Genomic DNA, 16,994 nt, shown 5'->3' on the forward strand with positions numbered 1-16,994 from the left:
GCTGATTTCCTCACTTTGATTCTAATTTTTACCTTCTTATTACAAACCATCCGATTCTGTAACACCCTCGATAAACCATTGATATACAATTTAATAATCCTCTTTCACGACTAAAGTCTCCCATTAGCATTTCAAAAACACTAAAAAAACCAAGTATCATAGACTTGGGTTCATAATCTTATGGGTTTCAGAGGTAAGTTCCTCTATTTTTTTCTGATATGGTTGTCATTCCAAGTCTGCAATTCTTGGTAGGACTTGACTTTCCCTTCTTCCTGAGTCGGTCTAAATGCCCTAACCGGTAACTCGTAGGCATCCTGGCCTTCAGGTGCCATCCAATGGAGTAAGGTATTGAACCAGGTTTCATTGTTAATCTTGCTTGGAATGGTGTAGATCCTAGCATGTTTGGTCTTAATCGCTTCATAAGCAGCCTTATGCTCTTTGGCAAAGTTGGTACTATCCATATTGAGGCTTCTGTCTTTTTCAGAAATGTAATAAAGAGCAGGCAGACTCGCAATTGGTGTTTCTGTTGGATGATCTAGATCCTTACCATTAGTTGCACCCGGCCACATTTCAAGACCCAAAGGCTCTAAGGTCTTACGCATATCAACATTGGCGTAATCCAATTCCGAGTCCAAAGTATTCGAGTTAGCTGGAATATTCATTTCCTCAATCTTTTGCGTTTTGAGATTGAGGTATTTTTTATTAGAAGCAAAATCAGCTGATGACGCACCAAAAGGCATTTGTAAGTAAGCTTGCTCATTAAGCATGAAAAGCCTTAGACTTGCCTGATTTAAATAATCTTCATCTCCAGCTTTTTTAGCCAATTTCAAGAGGTCAATTTGTTTAGGTTTTTGATTTGGTTTTTCCGTGTCATACATATAGATATTAAAGTAGTCATACTTATAAAGTGTCTCACCCTTGGCATTTTTCTTACCAGATTCACCCCCCTTGTACTCTTGAGTGACTAAGTATTGACCAGCAACCCCCACAATGTTAAACATGTTTTTATCATGACCAGGATTTGGTGTCACGAGTAAAAATTCTTTATTTTCTCCGAAGGTTTTCAGCGTGATTTTGAACAAGGGGTCTTCTGCATTGCTGCCGGAATAGACAGTCGTACTCGACTTACTGGATGCAGCTGAACCTTTGGTAGCCTTACTGCTACTGTTCACAGCAAAGAAGATAGCCGTCCCTGCGATTATAAAAAGCAACGCCACTAAGAGACCTATAAAAACAATTCTTGTGGACTTATCCCCCTTAGGTGTTGGTTTCTTTACAAACTTATTTTCCATAAATAATCTCCATTTTTAGTATTGCTTTTAGTATAGCATAGGTGGAGACTATTGATAAGGTAGATTGGCAGTCTAATAAGGTTGGATATTTTATTTTCATTTGACAAAATCTCTCGGACAGCGTACAATCAAGACAAGTAACATTCGGAGGTAAATGGAGACATGAACAACTAAGTCTATTCACAATAAACCTGCTTTATTCGATAGATTGTTTTCATGTCTTTTTTGCGCTCTTTTTCTGTAGAAAATTTATTGGTGGTATCTGCGTTTTTTGCATCCACACCATCACTATCTCCTAGAGGGCTTTTTAGCTAGATTCAAGACGGTTCTATCTTATAAGGTAGGACTGTTTTTTGACCTTTGATATTGTTTGAAGTAAAAACTGTACTACCCATGAAACAATATCTACAAGCACTCAGACCTAGGAGGTCCTATGATACAGATTCAACACCTAAGCATAACACATACTAAAGATTTGCGTGAACTCGTTCATGACTTAAATCTAACAATAACTCTAGGCGAAAAAGTCGCCATCATTGGGGAGGAAGGTAATGGAAAGTCAAGTCTCCTTGCCCTTCTTGTCAATCCAAAAACACATTTCGACCATCTTTCTTACGAGGGAACTATTACTAAACCAGATAGCCCACAGGTCTATATTCCCCAGCAAATTTCGGAAAACTTGCAAACCCTAACCCTTAACGACTACTTCTTCGCGGACACTTATGACCTAGACTATGCCACCCTCTATCGTCTGGCTGATGAACTTCATTTTGATAGTGAGCGTTTTGCTAGCAGTCAGCTTATCTCCACTCTATCAGGTGGTGAGAAACTCAAAATTCAACTCATCCGAGAATTAGCTCGTTCCCACGACATCATTTTTCTTGATGAGCCCACAAACGATATGGACTTGACTACTATGACTTGGTTAAAAGACTTTATCAAGCACTCTGATGAAACGATCGTCTACATCTCACATGACGAGGATCTGCTAAGTCAGACAGCTGATACCATTATCCATCTGGAACTCCTTAAACGTCGTCGACAGGCAAGGACCAGTGTGGAACACCTCGACTATGATAACTACAGCCAACATCGCACTGATAGCTACCAACAACAGATGCAGCAAGCCAAAACTGAGAAAAAAGCCTATGACAAAGCCATGGCCAAGCATCGCCGTATCAAACAAAATGTCCAAACCACCCTACGCAATACGCATGACAGCACGCAAGGACGATTGCTTGCTAAAAAGATGAAAGCAGTCCTCTCACAAGAAAAACGCTTCGACCGCCTTGCCCAAGATATGACACAGATGCCTGATAAAGAAGACAGCATTGAACTTTTCTTCTCTCATATCGACCCTCTACCTCAGGGAAAATATCTCTTAAATCTGGATGAAAAGCAGATAAACATTGCTCCTCACCTGACCATTGACCATCTCAAACTTTCTTTGAAAGGGCAAGAAAAAATTGGTATTGTTGGAGATAACGGCTGTGGGAAATCCACTCTCTTACACTATCTCTACCAAAAACTTAGCCAAAAGACAGACCTGACCATTGGCTACATGCCCCAACATTATGACACTATCTTGCCACTGGATTTGTCTCTAATAGCGTTTTTGAGTAAGACTGGCGACAAGTCTGAACGAGAGGTTATAAGCTCCCATCTCGCTAACCTCAACTTTAGTCATGATGAAATGAACCATGCAATCTCTGATTTATCTGGAGGACAGAAAGGAAAACTTCTCCTACTGCACCTGGTCTTAGAAAGCCCTCAGCTCCTTATCTTAGATGAACCAACCAGAAATTTTTCCCCCACCTCTCAACCCCAAGTCCGACAGCTCTTCGAGAACTATTCAGGGGCAATTCTGACAGTATCGCATGATGTCAACTACCTCAAACAAGTCTGCCAAAAGATCTATCGTCTAGACTCACAAGGTTTAGAAGAAGTTGAGATTTAGGATATCAAATCTATCGTTTTTACAAGAAAAGTCTCAAAAGAAACCTTTTCTTCAGATGCAAAAAAACTCAGGCAAAACCTGAGTTTTTTAGTCTTAATCAATTTCCAGACCACCGGTATAAAGTCGGTAGTAAGTACCACCTTGTTCCATAAGGCTATCGTGGTCACCACGTTCAATGATACGTCCGTGGTCCATAACCATGATAACGTCAGAGTTGACTATGGTTGAAAGACGGTGGGCAATAACGAAGACCGTACGTCCTTCCATAAGTCGGTCCATCCCTTCTTGTACCATTTTTTCGGTACGAGAGTCAATAGAGGATGTCGCCTCGTCAAGGATAAGAACCGGTGCATTGGCAAGGGCAGCACGCGCAATGGCGATAAGCTGACGTTGCCCATTAGACAAGCCTGCACCGTCATCTGTAAGAACAGTGTCATACCCATTGTCCAAGTGTTGCACAAAGGAATCCACGTTAGCAATACGGGCAGCTTCAAGAATTTCCTCGCGTGTCGCATCGGCACGACCATAGGCAATATTTTCAGCGATAGTCCCTGTGAAGAGATGGGTATCTTGAAGCACGATACCAAGCGAGCGACGAAGAGAATCTTTCTCAATCAGCTTGACATCAATACCATCATAAGTAATCACACCAGATTGGATATCGTAGAAACGGTTAATCAAGTTGGTAATCGTCGTCTTACCAGCACCTGTCGCACCGACAAAGGCAACCTTTTGCCCCTTGTCTGCATAGAGATTAACGTCATGAAGGATTTGTTTCTTACCATCGTAAGAGAAATCAACGTCTTGGAAGACCACATTTCCGACCAACTCGACCAATTCGTAGTCGCCATTTGGACGTGGGTGTTTCCAAGCCCAAAGATTGGTTTTCTTGTCTGTCACAACCATTTGACCATCTACCAATTCGTAGTTGACCAAAGTGACCTTACCTTGGTCAACTTCTTCTGGTTCGTCCAGAAGGTCAAAGATACGGTCAGCACCGGCAAGTGCCATAAGAACAAAGTTCAGTTGTTGAGAGACCTGAGTAATAGGACCGTTGAAAGAACGGTTCAATTGTAGGAAGGCCATGAGACCACCGATAGTCAAACCACCAACACCATTAAGGGCAAAGAGTCCACCAACCAAGGCGGTCAAAACAAAGGAAACATTTCCTAAGTTTCCAAGAATTGGCATGAGAACATTGGCATAGCGATTGGCCAAGTAAGAAGATTCAAAGAGTTGCTCGTTAATCTTGTCAAAATCAGCCATGCTTTCTTCTTCGTGAACAAAGGCCTTGACCACTTTTTGACCTGACATCATTTCCTCGATGAAACCATTCTCAATCCCCAAATTCTTTTGTTGTTCACCGAAGTAACGGCCTGATTTGGCTGATACATTTTTGATGACCATAAACATGATACCTACCATGACTAGGACCACGATAAAGAGGAGAGGACTAACCGTAAGCATTGTCACTGTTACCCCGATAAGGGTAATAGCCGTTTGTAGCAACTGTGGAATGGATTGCTCAACAGCCTGACGGAGGGCATCGATGTCGTTGGTGTAAATAGACATGATGTCACCGTGTTGGTGAGTATCAAAGTAGCGAACAGGAAGCTTTTGCATGCGAGCAAAGAGCTGATTACGAAGGGAACGTAGAGAATCTTGCGAAATCGTTGCCATGAGGAGTGATGACACATAGTTGGCAATCACACCGATAAGACAGAAGACAGCCACTGAAGTCAAGAAATGTAAAAGCGGTCCAAAGTCATGGCTACCAGATTTGAGCATGGGTTGAACGTAAACGTCAACCAAGGACTGAATAGAAGCCGTCAAATTGACCGTTGCCAAGGAAGCAACCACAATAAGGACAAAGGCGATAGAAAGCGAAAGTTTGTAGTCTTGCCACAAAAAGCGTAGAAGACGTGCTAGAGAGCCCCAATTAGCTTTTTTCTTATTCTGCATCTGCTACTCCTTTCCCTTGTGTTTGCATCTTGTAGACGTCACGATAAATGGCATTGTTAGCCACCAATTCATCGTGGGTACCAATAGCATCGATACGGCCATCATCCATAACAACGATGCGGTCTGCATCTTGGATGGATGAAATACGTTGACCAATGATAATCTTAGTGGTGTCCTTAAGACTTGATGCCAAACCTTGACGAATCAAACTATCTGTCTTCGTATCAACCGCTGATGTTGAATCATCAAGAATCAAGATTTTTGGATTCATGAGGAGGGCACGTGCAATACAGAGACGTTGACGTTGTCCTCCTGAGACATTGGCTCCACCACGTTCAATCTTGGTGTCATAGCCATCCTTAAACTCTTGGATAAATTCATCAGCTTGGGCAACCTTACAAGCTTCAATGATTTCCTCATCTGTCGCCTGTTTATTTCCCCAACGCATATTTTCCTTAATAGTTCCTGAGAAAAGGACATTGGTTTGAAGCACCATGGCAACTTGCTTACGCAAGCTATCCAAATCATAGTCCTTAACATCGTGGCCAGCAACCTTAACTTGACCGGCTTCCACATCATAAAGACGAGGAATGAGCTGAACCAAACTTGATTTACCAGAACCTGTTCCACCAAGAATACCGATAACCTCACCAGACTTAATATCTAGAGTGATATCTTTGAGAACATGGGTCTTGTCACCATTTTCATCAGTATATGAGAAATCCACATGATCAAAGCTGATAGAACCATCTGTGACTTCTGTCAAGCCATTTTCAGGTGAAACAATGGTTGATTCAGTATTAAGCACTTCATTGATGCGCTCTACAGAGGCCATAGAGATAGACAACATGACAAAAATCATCATGAACATCATGAGTGACATGAGAATGGTCATGGTGTAACTGAACATGGAAGTCAATTCCCCAGTAGTTAGGCTACCACCAACGATAAGCTGGGCACCAAACCAGGAAATCATGAGGAAGGATGCGTACATAGACAACATCATGGCTGGGTTAGACATGACAACCACACGAATGGCACGCATGAACATCTTGTAAATACGACGTGAGGCCTTCTTGAATTTGTCCGTCTCTTCTTTCTCTTTAACATAGGATTTCACCACACGCATGTTGGTGATATTTTCCTTGATACTGTTGTTGAGGTTGTCATAAGCCTCAAACACTTGAGTAAAGAGAGGGTAAACGATTTTGGTAATAATAGCCAAAACCAGACCAAGGAAGATTGTTACACCAACAAAAATCCAAGCCATTTCAGCATTGATCAAGAAACTTGCTGCAATGGCAAAAATCAAGTTAAGAGGTGCACGTACACAGATACGGATAATCATCTGGTAAGAGTTCTGCACGTTAGTAACATCAGTCATCATACGTGTTACCAAACCACCAGCTGAAAACTTATCGATATTTTCAAAAGAGAAGGTTTGAACCTTTTTGAAAATGGCCTGACGTAGATTCTTGGCAAATCCAGCAGAGGCAAAGGCTGCATAGCGTGCTGACTGCATACCACAGAAAAGCGACAGGAAGGCGCAGACCAACATGAGGCCACCATAGAGCCAAATGTTAGACATGTTAGATTGCTGGACACCTTTGTCCAAAAGATTGGCCATGACAAAGGGAATAGAAATCTCAAACATGACTTCTAGCGTCATGAAGAGGGACGCTAGGATTGAGGGTTTCTTGTATTCCTTTATCTGGGGGATAAGGGTTTGAAACATAATTACCTCCGTTTAATTTGTTTTTCTTTTTTGATATTTTTCTTAAGTGGCTTCGGACGCTAGCAGCTTCCTTCGGAATCTCATAGCTAAGCTTTGAGCCAAAGTCTCAAAACTTCCGAGTTATAGAAGTCTCTTGACTTCTATAACTATTGCCTCGGCGAAAAATATCGCCTGCCCTGAGCAGAGCATGTTTCAGGCATTGATAGATATAAGCTAGTCCTGTAATCCATCACGGCGAAAGCATCATTTTTGAGTAGAGCATACTGTCGGAAAGCTACTCTTAACGCTCATCCTTTATCTATAAAAGAACGGTTACACCCTTTTGAGAGCATACAAAAGCCCCTGAGGGCAGACCCTAGGGATGCTTTCATTCTTATATATACGTCATTAGTATAGGCTAATTTGATTTAAATTGCAAGAGAAATAACATTTTACATAAAAATCGGTGGGTATTTTACAATTTTTGCATATAATAGAGCTAAAAAGCAACTGGTTTTAAGGATTCTTATCTAAAACATTCGGAAATTGCCCTTAACCGTAGCAGAAAGTTGTTTTCTTCTCCTATTTATAATAGACTATCACTAACATTAGATGAAAAGGTGACTCTATGACTATAAATCAACTGCTTCAAAAGCTGGAGCCTACCAGCCCTATCCTTCAAGCTAACTTTGGAATTGAACGCGAAAGTCTTCGTGTCGATAGACAGGGAAAATTAGCACATACGCCTCACCCTTCTTGCCTAGGAGCTCGAAGTTTCCACCCTTATATTCAAACAGATTTTTGTGAGTTTCAAATGGAGCTCATCACACCAGTTGCTAAATCTACCACTGAGGCCCGTCGTTTTCTTGGAGCCATTACCGATGTAGCTGGACGTTCCATCAGTAAAGATGAACTTCTCTGGCCCTTGTCCATGCCACCTCGTATCAAGGCCCAAGAAATCCAAGTTGCCCAACTGGAAAATGAATTCGAACGCCATTATCGTAACTACTTGGCTGAAAAATACGGAACCAAACTTCAAGCTATCTCAGGTATCCACTATAATATGGAACTTGGGAAAGATTTGGTTGAGGCTTTATTCAAAGAAAGTGACCAGACTGATATGATTGCTTTCAAGAACGCCCTCTATCTTAAGCTGGCTCAGAACTATTTGCGCTACCGTTGGGTGATTACCTATCTCTTTGGTGCTGCACCTGTTGCTGAGCAAGGCTTCTTCGACCAAGAAGTGCCAGAACCCGTGCGTTCCTTCCGTAACAGTGATCATGGTTATGTCAATAAGGAAGAAATCCAAGTATCTTTTGCAAGCCTAGAAGATTATGTCTCTGCCATCGAAAACTATATCGAACAAGGAGATTTGATTGCGGAGAAGGAATTTTACTCAGCTGTTCGTTTCCGTGGACAAAAAGTTAATCGCTCCTTCCTTGACAAGGGAATCACCTATCTGGAATTCCGTAACTTCGACCTCAACCCCTTTGAGCGTATCGGTATTAGCCAAACTACTATGGATACCGTACACCTACTCCTACTAGCCTTCCTCTGGATGGATGCCCCTGAAAATGTTGATCAGGCTCTGGCTCAAGGTCACGCGCTGAATGAAAAGATTGCCCTCTCTCATCCTTTAGAACCTCTACCATCTGAAGCTGAAACTCAAAACATTACGACGGCTCTGGACCAACTGGTGCAACATTTTGGCCTAGGTGACTATCATCAAGGTTTGGTCAAACAAGTTAAAGATGCCTTTGCTGATCCTAACCATACACTAGCAGCCCAACTCTTGCCTCATATCAAAGACAAGTCCCTTGCTGACTTTGCCCTCGACAAGGCTCTTGCCTATCATGATTACGACTGGACTGCCCACTATGCCCTTAAGGGTTATGAGGAGATGGAACTTTCTACCCAGATGCTGCTCTTTGATGCCATTCAAAAAGGGCTTCATTTTGAAATCCTAGATGAGCAGGATCAATTCCTTAAACTCTGGCATAAAGATCATGTTGAGTACGTCAAAAATGGTAACATGACCTCAAAAGACAACTATGTAGTTCCTCTTGCCATGGCTAATAAAACCGTGACCAAAAAAATCCTGGCTGATGCTGACTTCCCTGTCCCTGCCGGCGACGAATTTACCAGTCTAGAACAAGGTCTAGCCTACTATCCTCTTATCAAGGGCAAGCAAATTGTTGTCAAACCCAAGTCAACTAACTTTGGTCTGGGAATTTCCATTTTCCAAGAACCTGCCAGTCTTGACAACTATAAAAAAGCCCTTGAAATTGCCTTCGCAGAAGATACCGCTGTCCTTGTTGAAGAATTTATCCCAGGAACCGAATACCGTTTCTTCATCTTGGATGGACGTTGTGAGGCTGTCCTCCTTCGTGTCGCTGCCAATGTTGTCGGTGATGGCAAACACACCATTCGTGAATTAGTCGCTCAGAAAAACGCCAACCCATTGCGAGGCCGTGATCACCGATCACCTCTGGAAATCATTGAGCTAGGAGACATCGAACAACTGATGTTGACTCAGCAAGGTTATGCACCTGATGATATTCTCCCAGAAGGGAAAAAGGTCAATCTCCGCCGTAACTCTAACATCTCTACGGGTGGTGACTCTATTGATGTCACTGAGACAATGGATTCCTCTTACCAAGAATTGGCCGCAGCCATGGCAACTAGCATGGGCGCCTGGGCTTGCGGGGTTGACCTCATCATTCCAGATAAAACTCAGCCTGCTAGCAAGGAAAAACCTCATTGCACTTGTATCGAGCTCAACTTCAATCCCTCTATGTATATGCACACCTATTGTGCTGAAGGTCCTGGACAAGCTATCACTCCAAAAATCCTAGACAAGCTTTTTCCAGAATTAGTAGCTCTTAAACATCAAAACTAAACTGTCAACATACAAAGCACCTTTGTCAACATGTGAGATTCTGAGGTCCTAACAGTTTGAGTATTGGTTGCTGTTAGGTGTTTTCTTCCTTTCCAATTCAGACCCTTTCGTTATATTTTCTATCACTCTATTTGTTAGGCCTTAAACCTTATTTAATACTATTCCTTTGATGATTCATCAAAGAAATTATGGCACAAAAAAGCGCCTGTCATAAGGCAACAGATGAATAACCTCAGATAGTTCTTTCAACTAGCGCGCCTTCGTTCTACCATTAAAGCACTAGGGATGCAATATCAAATACGTTTCTATGATAGAATATCCTCGTAGGTTATTAGCCTACTTCATAAATCAAACTTTTCTTTGTACCTGCTTGACTCCGTGCTTTTTCAGGTACGACAAAATCCAGGGACGGTCTTCCCTGGATTTTGTTTTTTCTACTAATCATCTTCTTATTTCTTTCTATCGTGTTTTGCGATACGTTTTGAATCTCTATTATATTTCAAGACATCAACAACACAATTGATGACTTGTATAGAAATTGTGATTAATGCAATAATCATCTCCGTTGGTTGCATGTTGCCACCTCCTTTTTCTTGTTTATACTTTTATTATTCCTTTTTTTATTCTAATCACGACTAATATTGTAAAATTGATAATAAAATTTGAGATAAGATGGACTTCCACGCGCAGGCTGGTAGTTGATTAGGTGTTTAGACAAAGATTCTTCACTTGATTCCTTCTTTTGTCTCCGACACTTAGCATAGTAGTGTTTAGACGAACGACGAGCAGCAAGCACCGTGCTTGCCAAAGTAATGAGGAACATTAGTAAAACTACCCACTTTGTTACCAACTCTAAAAACTGAATTAAATTGCTGCTGTGTTGAATCATTCTATTCAACAAATCTTTTATAAATTCTGCCATTGATGGGCTCCTTTTCTATACAAAATTATTATTCTCGATTTTATTTTTAAAAAAGAAAATTATTGAAAGCATAAAAACTTTTTAGTCTTCCATAGCATGTGTACTTTTGATTATAGCCGATTTTTTGCACACCATTTTAAAACTAACTTTAGCCAGTCTTATAAAGACTGCCATAAAAATCACACTTTTTTTGCCAACATTATTATGCTCGATTTTTGCCGTGAAAAAGAAAATTATTGAAACCATAAAATTCTTTCATGCCTATTGAGCTGCACCCCAAAAGTTAGACTGAAAAAATCTAACTTTTGGGGTGTTTTTATTATGAAATTGACTTATGAAGATAAAGTTCAAATATATGAACTGAGAAAGCAAGGAGAAAGCTTTAAACTACTTTCAAATCAATTTGGGGTGAATATTTCCGGCCTAAAGTACATGGTGAAATTAATTGACCGTTATGGAATAAACATCGTCAAAAAGGGAAAGAAGCGTTACTATTCTCCTAAATTAAAACAAGAAATGATTGATAAGGTTCTGCTTGAAGGTTGTTCTCAACAAAGTGTTTGTCTGGACTATGGCCTTTCAAATCAAGGCTTGCTTAACAATTGGATAGCACAATACAAGAAAAATGGGTATACTATTGTTGAGAAAGCAAGAGGGAGACCGCCTAAAATGGGACGTAAGCCAAAGAAGAAACCTGAAGAGATGACAGAGCTAGAGCGACTTCAAGCAGAAAATGAGTACTTGAGAGCGGAGAACGCTGTTCTAAAAAAGTTGAGAGAACTCCGATTGAGGGACGAGAAAGAGCAAAGAGAAAAACGGAAATTGTTCGAGTATTGGTAACAGAGTTTGCTTTAGAGATTCTTCTAAAGATTGTTAAGCTTGCTCGTTCGACCTATTATTACCACTTAAAACAGCTGGATCAAACGGATAATAATCAAACTATCAAAGCTGAAATTCAAGCTATTTTTACTGAACACAAGGGAAATTATGGTTATCGTCGCATCACTCTCGCATTGAGAAATCGTGGCTTCGTAGTAAATCATAAGAAAGTGCAACGTCTGATGAAGGCTCTTGGTTTAAGTGCTCGAATTCGTCGTAAACGTAAGTATTATTCATACCAAGGAGAGGTTGGTAAGAAAGCAGAGAATCTCATTCAACGCCAGTTTGAAGCATCAAAACCAATGGAAAAGTGCTACACAGATGTGACAGAGTTTGTCATTCCAGCAAGCAGTCAAAAACTCTATTTATCACCAGTTTTAGATGGTTTTAACAGTGAAATTATTGCTTACAATCTTTCTACGTCACCGAACTTAGCACAAGTAAAAATGATGTTGGAACAAGCCTTCACAGAGGACCATTACGAACATACAATTCTCCATACCGATCAAGGATGGCAATATCAACACCAGTATTATCATCATTTTTTAAAGGATAAAGGGATTCAACCATCCATGTCACGTAAAGGGAACAGCCCAGATAATGGCATGATGGAATCCTTCTTTGGCATTTTAAAATCGGAAATGTTTTACGGTTATGAGAGGACGTTTCAGTCGCTTAGCCAATTGGAACAAGCTATTATAGACTATATTGATTATTACAACAACAAACGCATTAAGCTAAAACTAAAAGGACTCGGTCCTGTACAATACAGAACTAAATCCTTTGCTTAAATTATTTGTCTAACTTTTTGGGGTCAGTACATATTGGGCTTTTTTTATTCTAAAAGATAATCACTTTTCGAGCAGTAAGATGACATCTCAAGTCTGGTTGATATACCTATTACATTTGCATAAGTCCCCTTTCGTTATTTTGTGTGACTAAGCGGCTAATGTTAAGAACACTATATATAGATCAATATGGCGAATTTCGAAATATCATTTCGAATTTTGTTTTCCACTGCTTTATCGGTGTTTTAGTTTGCTTTCCCTTGTTTTAGGTCATCTCACTCTGTTTATTTGTCGTTTGACTGGTATAATATCTTTTGTAGGCTTAAGCAACCTACTTCATATACTTTTTTCATAACGTGTCCTCTATGACACAAAACAACAGCAATCTTTTTCTTTCTAGATTTATGCGCCCCTTCGACCTCTTCGGTCCTGGGGTTTTCATAACAACAAAAAAAGGCTAGTGCATTTGCACTGGCCTTTTTGGTCCTCTTCAGATTATCTATTTTGTGGTTTATATGTGGTATAGGCTGTCCATAATATGCGCTCTAGCAACCCTTACATATGCGGATTATAGTTCATAAAGGTGCTTTTACTCTATTAACCAAACTCTCCTGCTTCTTCCTCAGGATGCGTTTCCATGTACTGGATGTGTTGTATATAGGCATCTTGAGCCTGATTGAAGGCCTCCTGATCACTATATGGATAATCTATATAAAATAGGTCCCGCCAGCCATTATAGGTTTGGCTATTGTAAAAACCTTGAATCTTAGTCGGAAGGAAATCCTTGTTGTAGCTGATCCGCAGCTTAAGCAAGGTCTTATCCTGAAACTGAGTGACGATACTGTTGGAAGTTTCTTGACCTTCCAGACTAGACCAAACGTTATTCAAAACGATGTCCTGACTATAGTGACTAGCCTTGATACGATTTTTGTCCACTGGGAGCTTCTGGGTGGCCTCTAAAAGGTAGGACACTTCCCCCTGAAAATAAGCCTCAATGGTCAAATCTCCAAGACTGGAGCCATATAACAGACCATCTTTAATAGCAATATTTGACCCAAAGAGTCTCTGACCAGCCATATCAAAGGACATCCCCTCATCCTGCCCGTAGAGCTTGATGGCATAGGCATCCCTTACACGATAGAAATTTTTAGCGACAAGAACACTATCAAGGGTTTCAGTCTTTTTTGTCTCCACCTTGGGGCTTGTAGGTTTCTTGGTAAAAGCTGTCAAACCCATTAAGCACAAGATGAGAGCGAATATAATCAAGGTAAGCATTGTAGACCTGGAGGCGGTCTTCAGCTTTAACTTGTCTCCATGTTTCAAGATCTTTCAAGCCTCCTTTTTTTACAATATCAGCATAGCGCCCACCATTTAAGACATTCTTGGCATTTTTCCACTTTCTAACCATCTTGCGTCTAATCGCATTATCCGCAGGGTGACGAACATCGAGATAGGTATGGCTATTATTGAGATAGGCTGGTAAGTCAGCATTTAATCCCTTAGATAGGCCGTAGTTAGCAGAGTCCGTATCAGCAATGTCAGCACCATCTTCAATCTTGTAATGCTTAGGATTAGAGTCGATACTACCATCTTTCCTTTTCTTGTAGACATTCCACTCAGAAACAAATTTTCCTGTATCCATATTGACAATAAATTCAATAAAGCGGGAATTGCTGACACCGTAAGGTCCCATGACACTGGTCTGAGGTAGCTGAATTTTCATGTTCTCTGGATAGGTAAAGTCTCCCAAGCTTCTATTATGATAGGAAGCACCTGTAGTATAATCCAACTTAATCTTCTTGTCCTTGCTGTAAGCCAGAAGCTTGTCAAAATCCGTCTTGCCCTTGTAGTTGGTCCTAATATAGTCCATAGACTGCTTATCAATCCAAGACCTAAAAAGGTGGAGCTTGATACCTAACTCATCTACTCCAAGCCCTAGATCCGTCTGATAGGTCTCCATAATAGCCTCACGGAAGTAACTGTAAAAAGGACTGGTTGGCTCTAGCTTCTTGGAAAATTTATAACCTGACTTCCCTAACTGGAGGAACTGGTACTTATCCACATAAACCTGCATGTGCTCCATAACCAAATTGATCTTGTCGTGATTAGGCAGTTGAGAAGCTTGGAAAAAGGCCGTATAGGTATCGGAGCCCACTTCCTTACTTTCTTGATCAATTTCTTGCAGAACCTTTTCCAACTGGTTCAAAGAAGTCTTCTTCATCTTACTTCTGACCTGAGCCACATAGGCCGGTTTAATGCCTTTATCCCAGTGATCACGAGATATAATAGCATCTGCTTTTTGTGAAATCAAGGTCAACCGTTTCTGATAAGATTCGTCCTCCAAGGCCAGCTTCAAAGCCTTTGATGGCGTCGCTTGAACCACAGATAAATCACCATAGATATCAGACTTTAGGACAAGATTTACCTGCATATCATAGGAATGATTGATATGGAGAACGAGGTGAATCTTTCCATCTTCCTTCCTAACAGACAAAGAATCGAGTTGATAGGATCGTATAATCCCAGCCTGACTAAGGGCCAGTCTATCTAGATTTTCCAAAGAATCCTTATAGATATAGGAAATCTCAGGGTCTTTGACCTTCTTTACCAGAGAGTGATTTCGCTGTCTGTTGAAAACCACAAGACCAAGTATAAGGATTACAGTCAGAGCACTTGCTAGATACTGTAAAATTACTTTCTTCATAGTACTTCCATTATAGCATAGGACGACAAAATATTCTGAAAACGATTGGCAAACGCTGAAAACAAATCATAACCACCCGTCTATGATATGATACCTCTTAAGTAGACAAGGTAAATACCTAAAATCTACTTAAGAGGTATTTTTATGTCTAGAAGAGAAAGGTTCACCCCATACGAGAAAGAACAAGCTTGTCTCGATTATATTAATTGTAATCGTTCCAGATCTGAGATATGTAACTGTCTCCATATTTCCACAAGGACGATTCAAGATTGGGCTGCCATCTATAAAAAATATGGGATTTTAGGATTCACAAAGAAAACAAAAAACCGTTCCTATTCAAAAGAATTTAAAATGGAACTTGTAGAAAAATGTATTAGTGGTGAGGCTTCATCTATTGATTTAGGTCATCAGTATGATATTTCTTCAGGACTTTTAAGAAAGTGGATTAGGATGTATAATGCCAATATAGAACTTAAGGATTACAATCCAAAACGGGAGGTCTATATGGCAAAAGCAAGACGTAAAACCACTATTGATGAACGCAAAGAGATTGTCAACTATTGTATTGAACATAATCGCAATTATAAGGAAACGGCATCACTTTATGATGTTTCTTATAGCCAAGTGTATTCGTGGGTGAAAAAGTATGATAGTGATGGTGAAGAAGGTTTAGTTGACAAAAGGGGTCATCACAAACTAGATGATGAGGTTGATGAATTAGAACGTTTACGAAGAGAAAATGTGCGCTTAAAACGTCAGTTAGAAGAAAAGGATATGACTGTTGAACTCTTAAAAAAAGTGAAAGAATTCGGAAGGATGTGAGGCTAGGCAAACAGCGCCACGAATCAAAATACTTAGCGATCGAAGACTTCAACACCAACAAAGGGTGGAGCATTAGCTGGATGTGTCATCAGCTCGGCATTACGAGGTCTGCATTTTATAAATGGAAACATAGAATAGTTCCAGAACAAGAACAATTAAACAGCGAAATTGCGGAATTAATTAAAGAATATGACGAACGTTTTTCACACATCTTGGGATACCGAAGAATGACCGATTGGATCAATCATTTCAATCATACGAATTACTCAAGAAAGAGAATTCACCGAATTATGAAAGTACTCGATATCCACGCTTTTATCCGTAAGAAAAGGAAAAAATACAAGACTGCCAAGCCTAAAGAAACTGCAGAAAATAAGTTGGCAAGAAACTTCTATACAACTGCTCCGAACAAAAAATGGGTAACAGATGTTACAGAGTTTAAGATTCCTAACTCTCATAAGAAACTCTATCTTAGTGTCATACTTGATTTATATGACCGCTATCCTATTGCTTTTGTCATAAGTGGTCGAAATGACAATCGGCTGGTCTTCAAAACATTTGACAAAGCCATTGAAAAAAATCCCGCAGCGAAGCCTATATTTCACAGCGATAGAGGGTTTCAATATACCAATAAGAACTTTCAAAAAAAGCTGAAAGATACTGATATGATTCAATCCATGTCAAGAGTGGGCCATTGTATTGATAACGGACCAATAGAAGGTTTTTGGGGAATTATAAAATCGGAAATGTATCAGATGTATGAGATTTCAGATGAGGCCTCCCTCCGATATGCCATCAAAGACTATATCCGATTTTACTGTCAAGAGCGTCCACAAAGTAGGTATGACTGTAAAACGCCTTTGGCAGTAAGAAACGCTGCCTTATCATCAGAACATCCTTTGTCATACCCAATCGCTAAGAATAACAAAATTGAAAAGTACAAGTCTAAGTGGTCTGCATAAAAAAACAGCCGTACATTTATTATGTAAGACTGACCTTCAAAAACAGACACTTTTTTAGATATTTAACCTGTCTACTTGACAGGGGGCATATCA

General features: G+C 40.3%; 12 protein-coding genes. 5 read left to right on the forward strand and 7 right to left on the reverse strand.

Going from position 1 to position 16,994, the window contains the following annotated elements; translation table 11 throughout:
• Positions 1-203 precede the first annotated feature (203 nt).
• The gene (locus tag ACT170_RS10835) at positions 204-1,292 is read right to left on the reverse strand and encodes a hypothetical protein (RefSeq protein WP_225998659.1); all 1,089 of its coding nucleotides are present in this window, start codon (positions 1,290-1,292) and stop codon (positions 204-206) included.
• Between the two features lie 433 nt (positions 1,293-1,725).
• Here ACT170_RS10835 and ACT170_RS10840 point away from each other — a divergent pair, with 433 nt between their 5' ends.
• A complete protein-coding gene (locus ACT170_RS10840) occupies positions 1,726-3,249 on the forward strand; it encodes an ATP-binding cassette domain-containing protein (protein WP_444818297.1) in 1,524 nt (507 codons plus the stop codon).
• A gap of 93 nt (positions 3,250-3,342) precedes the next feature.
• Here ACT170_RS10840 and ACT170_RS10845 read toward each other — a convergent pair whose 3' ends face one another.
• Entirely contained in the window at positions 3,343-5,211 is a 1,869-nt protein-coding gene (locus ACT170_RS10845) for an ABC transporter ATP-binding protein (RefSeq protein WP_013990253.1), read from the reverse strand.
• Positions 5,201-6,946, reverse strand: a complete 1,746-nt coding sequence (locus ACT170_RS10850; protein WP_444818298.1) for an ABC transporter ATP-binding protein — start codon at positions 6,944-6,946, stop codon at positions 5,201-5,203. Before ACT170_RS10850 ends, ACT170_RS10845 begins: the two co-directional genes overlap by 11 nt.
• 607 nt (positions 6,947-7,553) lie before the next feature.
• On the opposite strand from ACT170_RS10850, the gene gshAB reads away from it, so the two are divergent.
• On the forward strand, positions 7,554-9,824 hold the full coding sequence (gene gshAB / locus ACT170_RS10855; RefSeq protein ID WP_444818299.1) for a bifunctional glutamate--cysteine ligase GshA/glutathione synthetase GshB: 2,271 nt from the start codon (positions 7,554-7,556) through the stop codon (positions 9,822-9,824).
• A 449-nt stretch (positions 9,825-10,273) separates the two neighbouring features.
• Here gshAB and ACT170_RS10860 read toward each other — a convergent pair whose 3' ends face one another.
• Both ACT170_RS10860 and ACT170_RS10865 read right to left on the reverse strand, forming a co-directional pair.
• Positions 10,274-10,399, reverse strand: a complete 126-nt coding sequence (locus ACT170_RS10860; protein WP_444818300.1) for a hypothetical protein — start codon at positions 10,397-10,399, stop codon at positions 10,274-10,276.
• Positions 10,400-10,449: 50 nt separating this feature from the next.
• Positions 10,450-10,746: a hypothetical protein gene (locus tag ACT170_RS10865; protein ID WP_060971515.1), complete on the reverse strand. Its 297-nt coding sequence runs from the start codon at positions 10,744-10,746 to the stop codon at positions 10,450-10,452.
• A 321-nt stretch (positions 10,747-11,067) separates the two neighbouring features.
• On the opposite strand from ACT170_RS10865, the gene ACT170_RS10870 reads away from it, so the two are divergent.
• A protein-coding gene (locus ACT170_RS10870; RefSeq protein ID WP_444818301.1) for an IS3 family transposase occupies positions 11,068-12,416 on the forward strand; the annotation gives its coding sequence in 2 pieces (ribosomal slippage) (positions 11,068-11,518 and positions 11,518-12,416; 1,350 coding nt in all).
• A gap of 594 nt (positions 12,417-13,010) precedes the next feature.
• Here ACT170_RS10870 and ACT170_RS10875 read toward each other — a convergent pair.
• Positions 13,011-13,607, reverse strand: a complete 597-nt coding sequence (locus tag ACT170_RS10875) for a hypothetical protein (RefSeq protein ID WP_444818302.1) — start codon at positions 13,605-13,607, stop codon at positions 13,011-13,013.
• Positions 13,588-15,117 carry a DUF1310 family protein gene (locus ACT170_RS10880; protein WP_444818303.1) on the reverse strand — a complete coding sequence of 510 codons (1,530 nt, stop codon included), beginning with the start codon at positions 15,115-15,117 and terminating at the stop codon, positions 13,588-13,590. Before ACT170_RS10880 ends, ACT170_RS10875 begins: the two co-directional genes overlap by 20 nt.
• Positions 15,118-15,261: 144 nt before the next feature.
• Between ACT170_RS10880 and ACT170_RS10885 the strand changes: the two genes are divergently transcribed.
• Together ACT170_RS10885 and ACT170_RS10890 are read left to right on the forward strand one after the other, a co-directional pair.
• Positions 15,262-15,939, forward strand: coding sequence for a transposase (locus ACT170_RS10885; protein WP_288586508.1), 678 nt, complete (start codon positions 15,262-15,264; stop codon positions 15,937-15,939).
• On the forward strand, positions 15,936-16,901 hold the full coding sequence (locus ACT170_RS10890; protein ID WP_002890057.1) for an IS3 family transposase: 966 nt from the start codon (positions 15,936-15,938) through the stop codon (positions 16,899-16,901). The genes ACT170_RS10885 and ACT170_RS10890 overlap by 4 nt, the downstream gene beginning before the upstream one ends.
• Positions 16,902-16,994: the final 93 nt, after the last annotated feature.

Source organism: Streptococcus sp. cx1 (genome assembly GCF_052384325.1).
Classification (GTDB): domain Bacteria; phylum Bacillota; class Bacilli; order Lactobacillales; family Streptococcaceae; genus Streptococcus; species Streptococcus salivarius_G.

Coding starts and splice junctions, on each gene's coding strand:
- ACT170_RS10835 (WP_225998659.1), bottom strand. CDS start 1,292: ATGGAAAATAAGTTTGTAAAGAAACCAACACCTAAGGGGGATAAGTCC.
- ACT170_RS10840 (WP_444818297.1), top strand. CDS start 1,726: ATGATACAGATTCAACACCTAAGCATAACACATACTAAAGATTTGCGT.
- ACT170_RS10845 (WP_013990253.1), bottom strand. CDS start 5,211: ATGCAGAATAAGAAAAAAGCTAATTGGGGCTCTCTAGCACGTCTTCTA.
- ACT170_RS10850 (WP_444818298.1), bottom strand. CDS start 6,946: ATGTTTCAAACCCTTATCCCCCAGATAAAGGAATACAAGAAACCCTCA.
- gshAB (WP_444818299.1), top strand. CDS start 7,554: ATGACTATAAATCAACTGCTTCAAAAGCTGGAGCCTACCAGCCCTATC.
- ACT170_RS10860 (WP_444818300.1), bottom strand. CDS start 10,399: ATGCAACCAACGGAGATGATTATTGCATTAATCACAATTTCTATACAA.
- ACT170_RS10865 (WP_060971515.1), bottom strand. CDS start 10,746: ATGGCAGAATTTATAAAAGATTTGTTGAATAGAATGATTCAACACAGC.
- ACT170_RS10880 (WP_444818303.1), bottom strand. CDS start 15,117: ATGAAGAAAGTAATTTTACAGTATCTAGCAAGTGCTCTGACTGTAATC.
- ACT170_RS10885 (WP_288586508.1), top strand. CDS start 15,262: ATGTCTAGAAGAGAAAGGTTCACCCCATACGAGAAAGAACAAGCTTGT.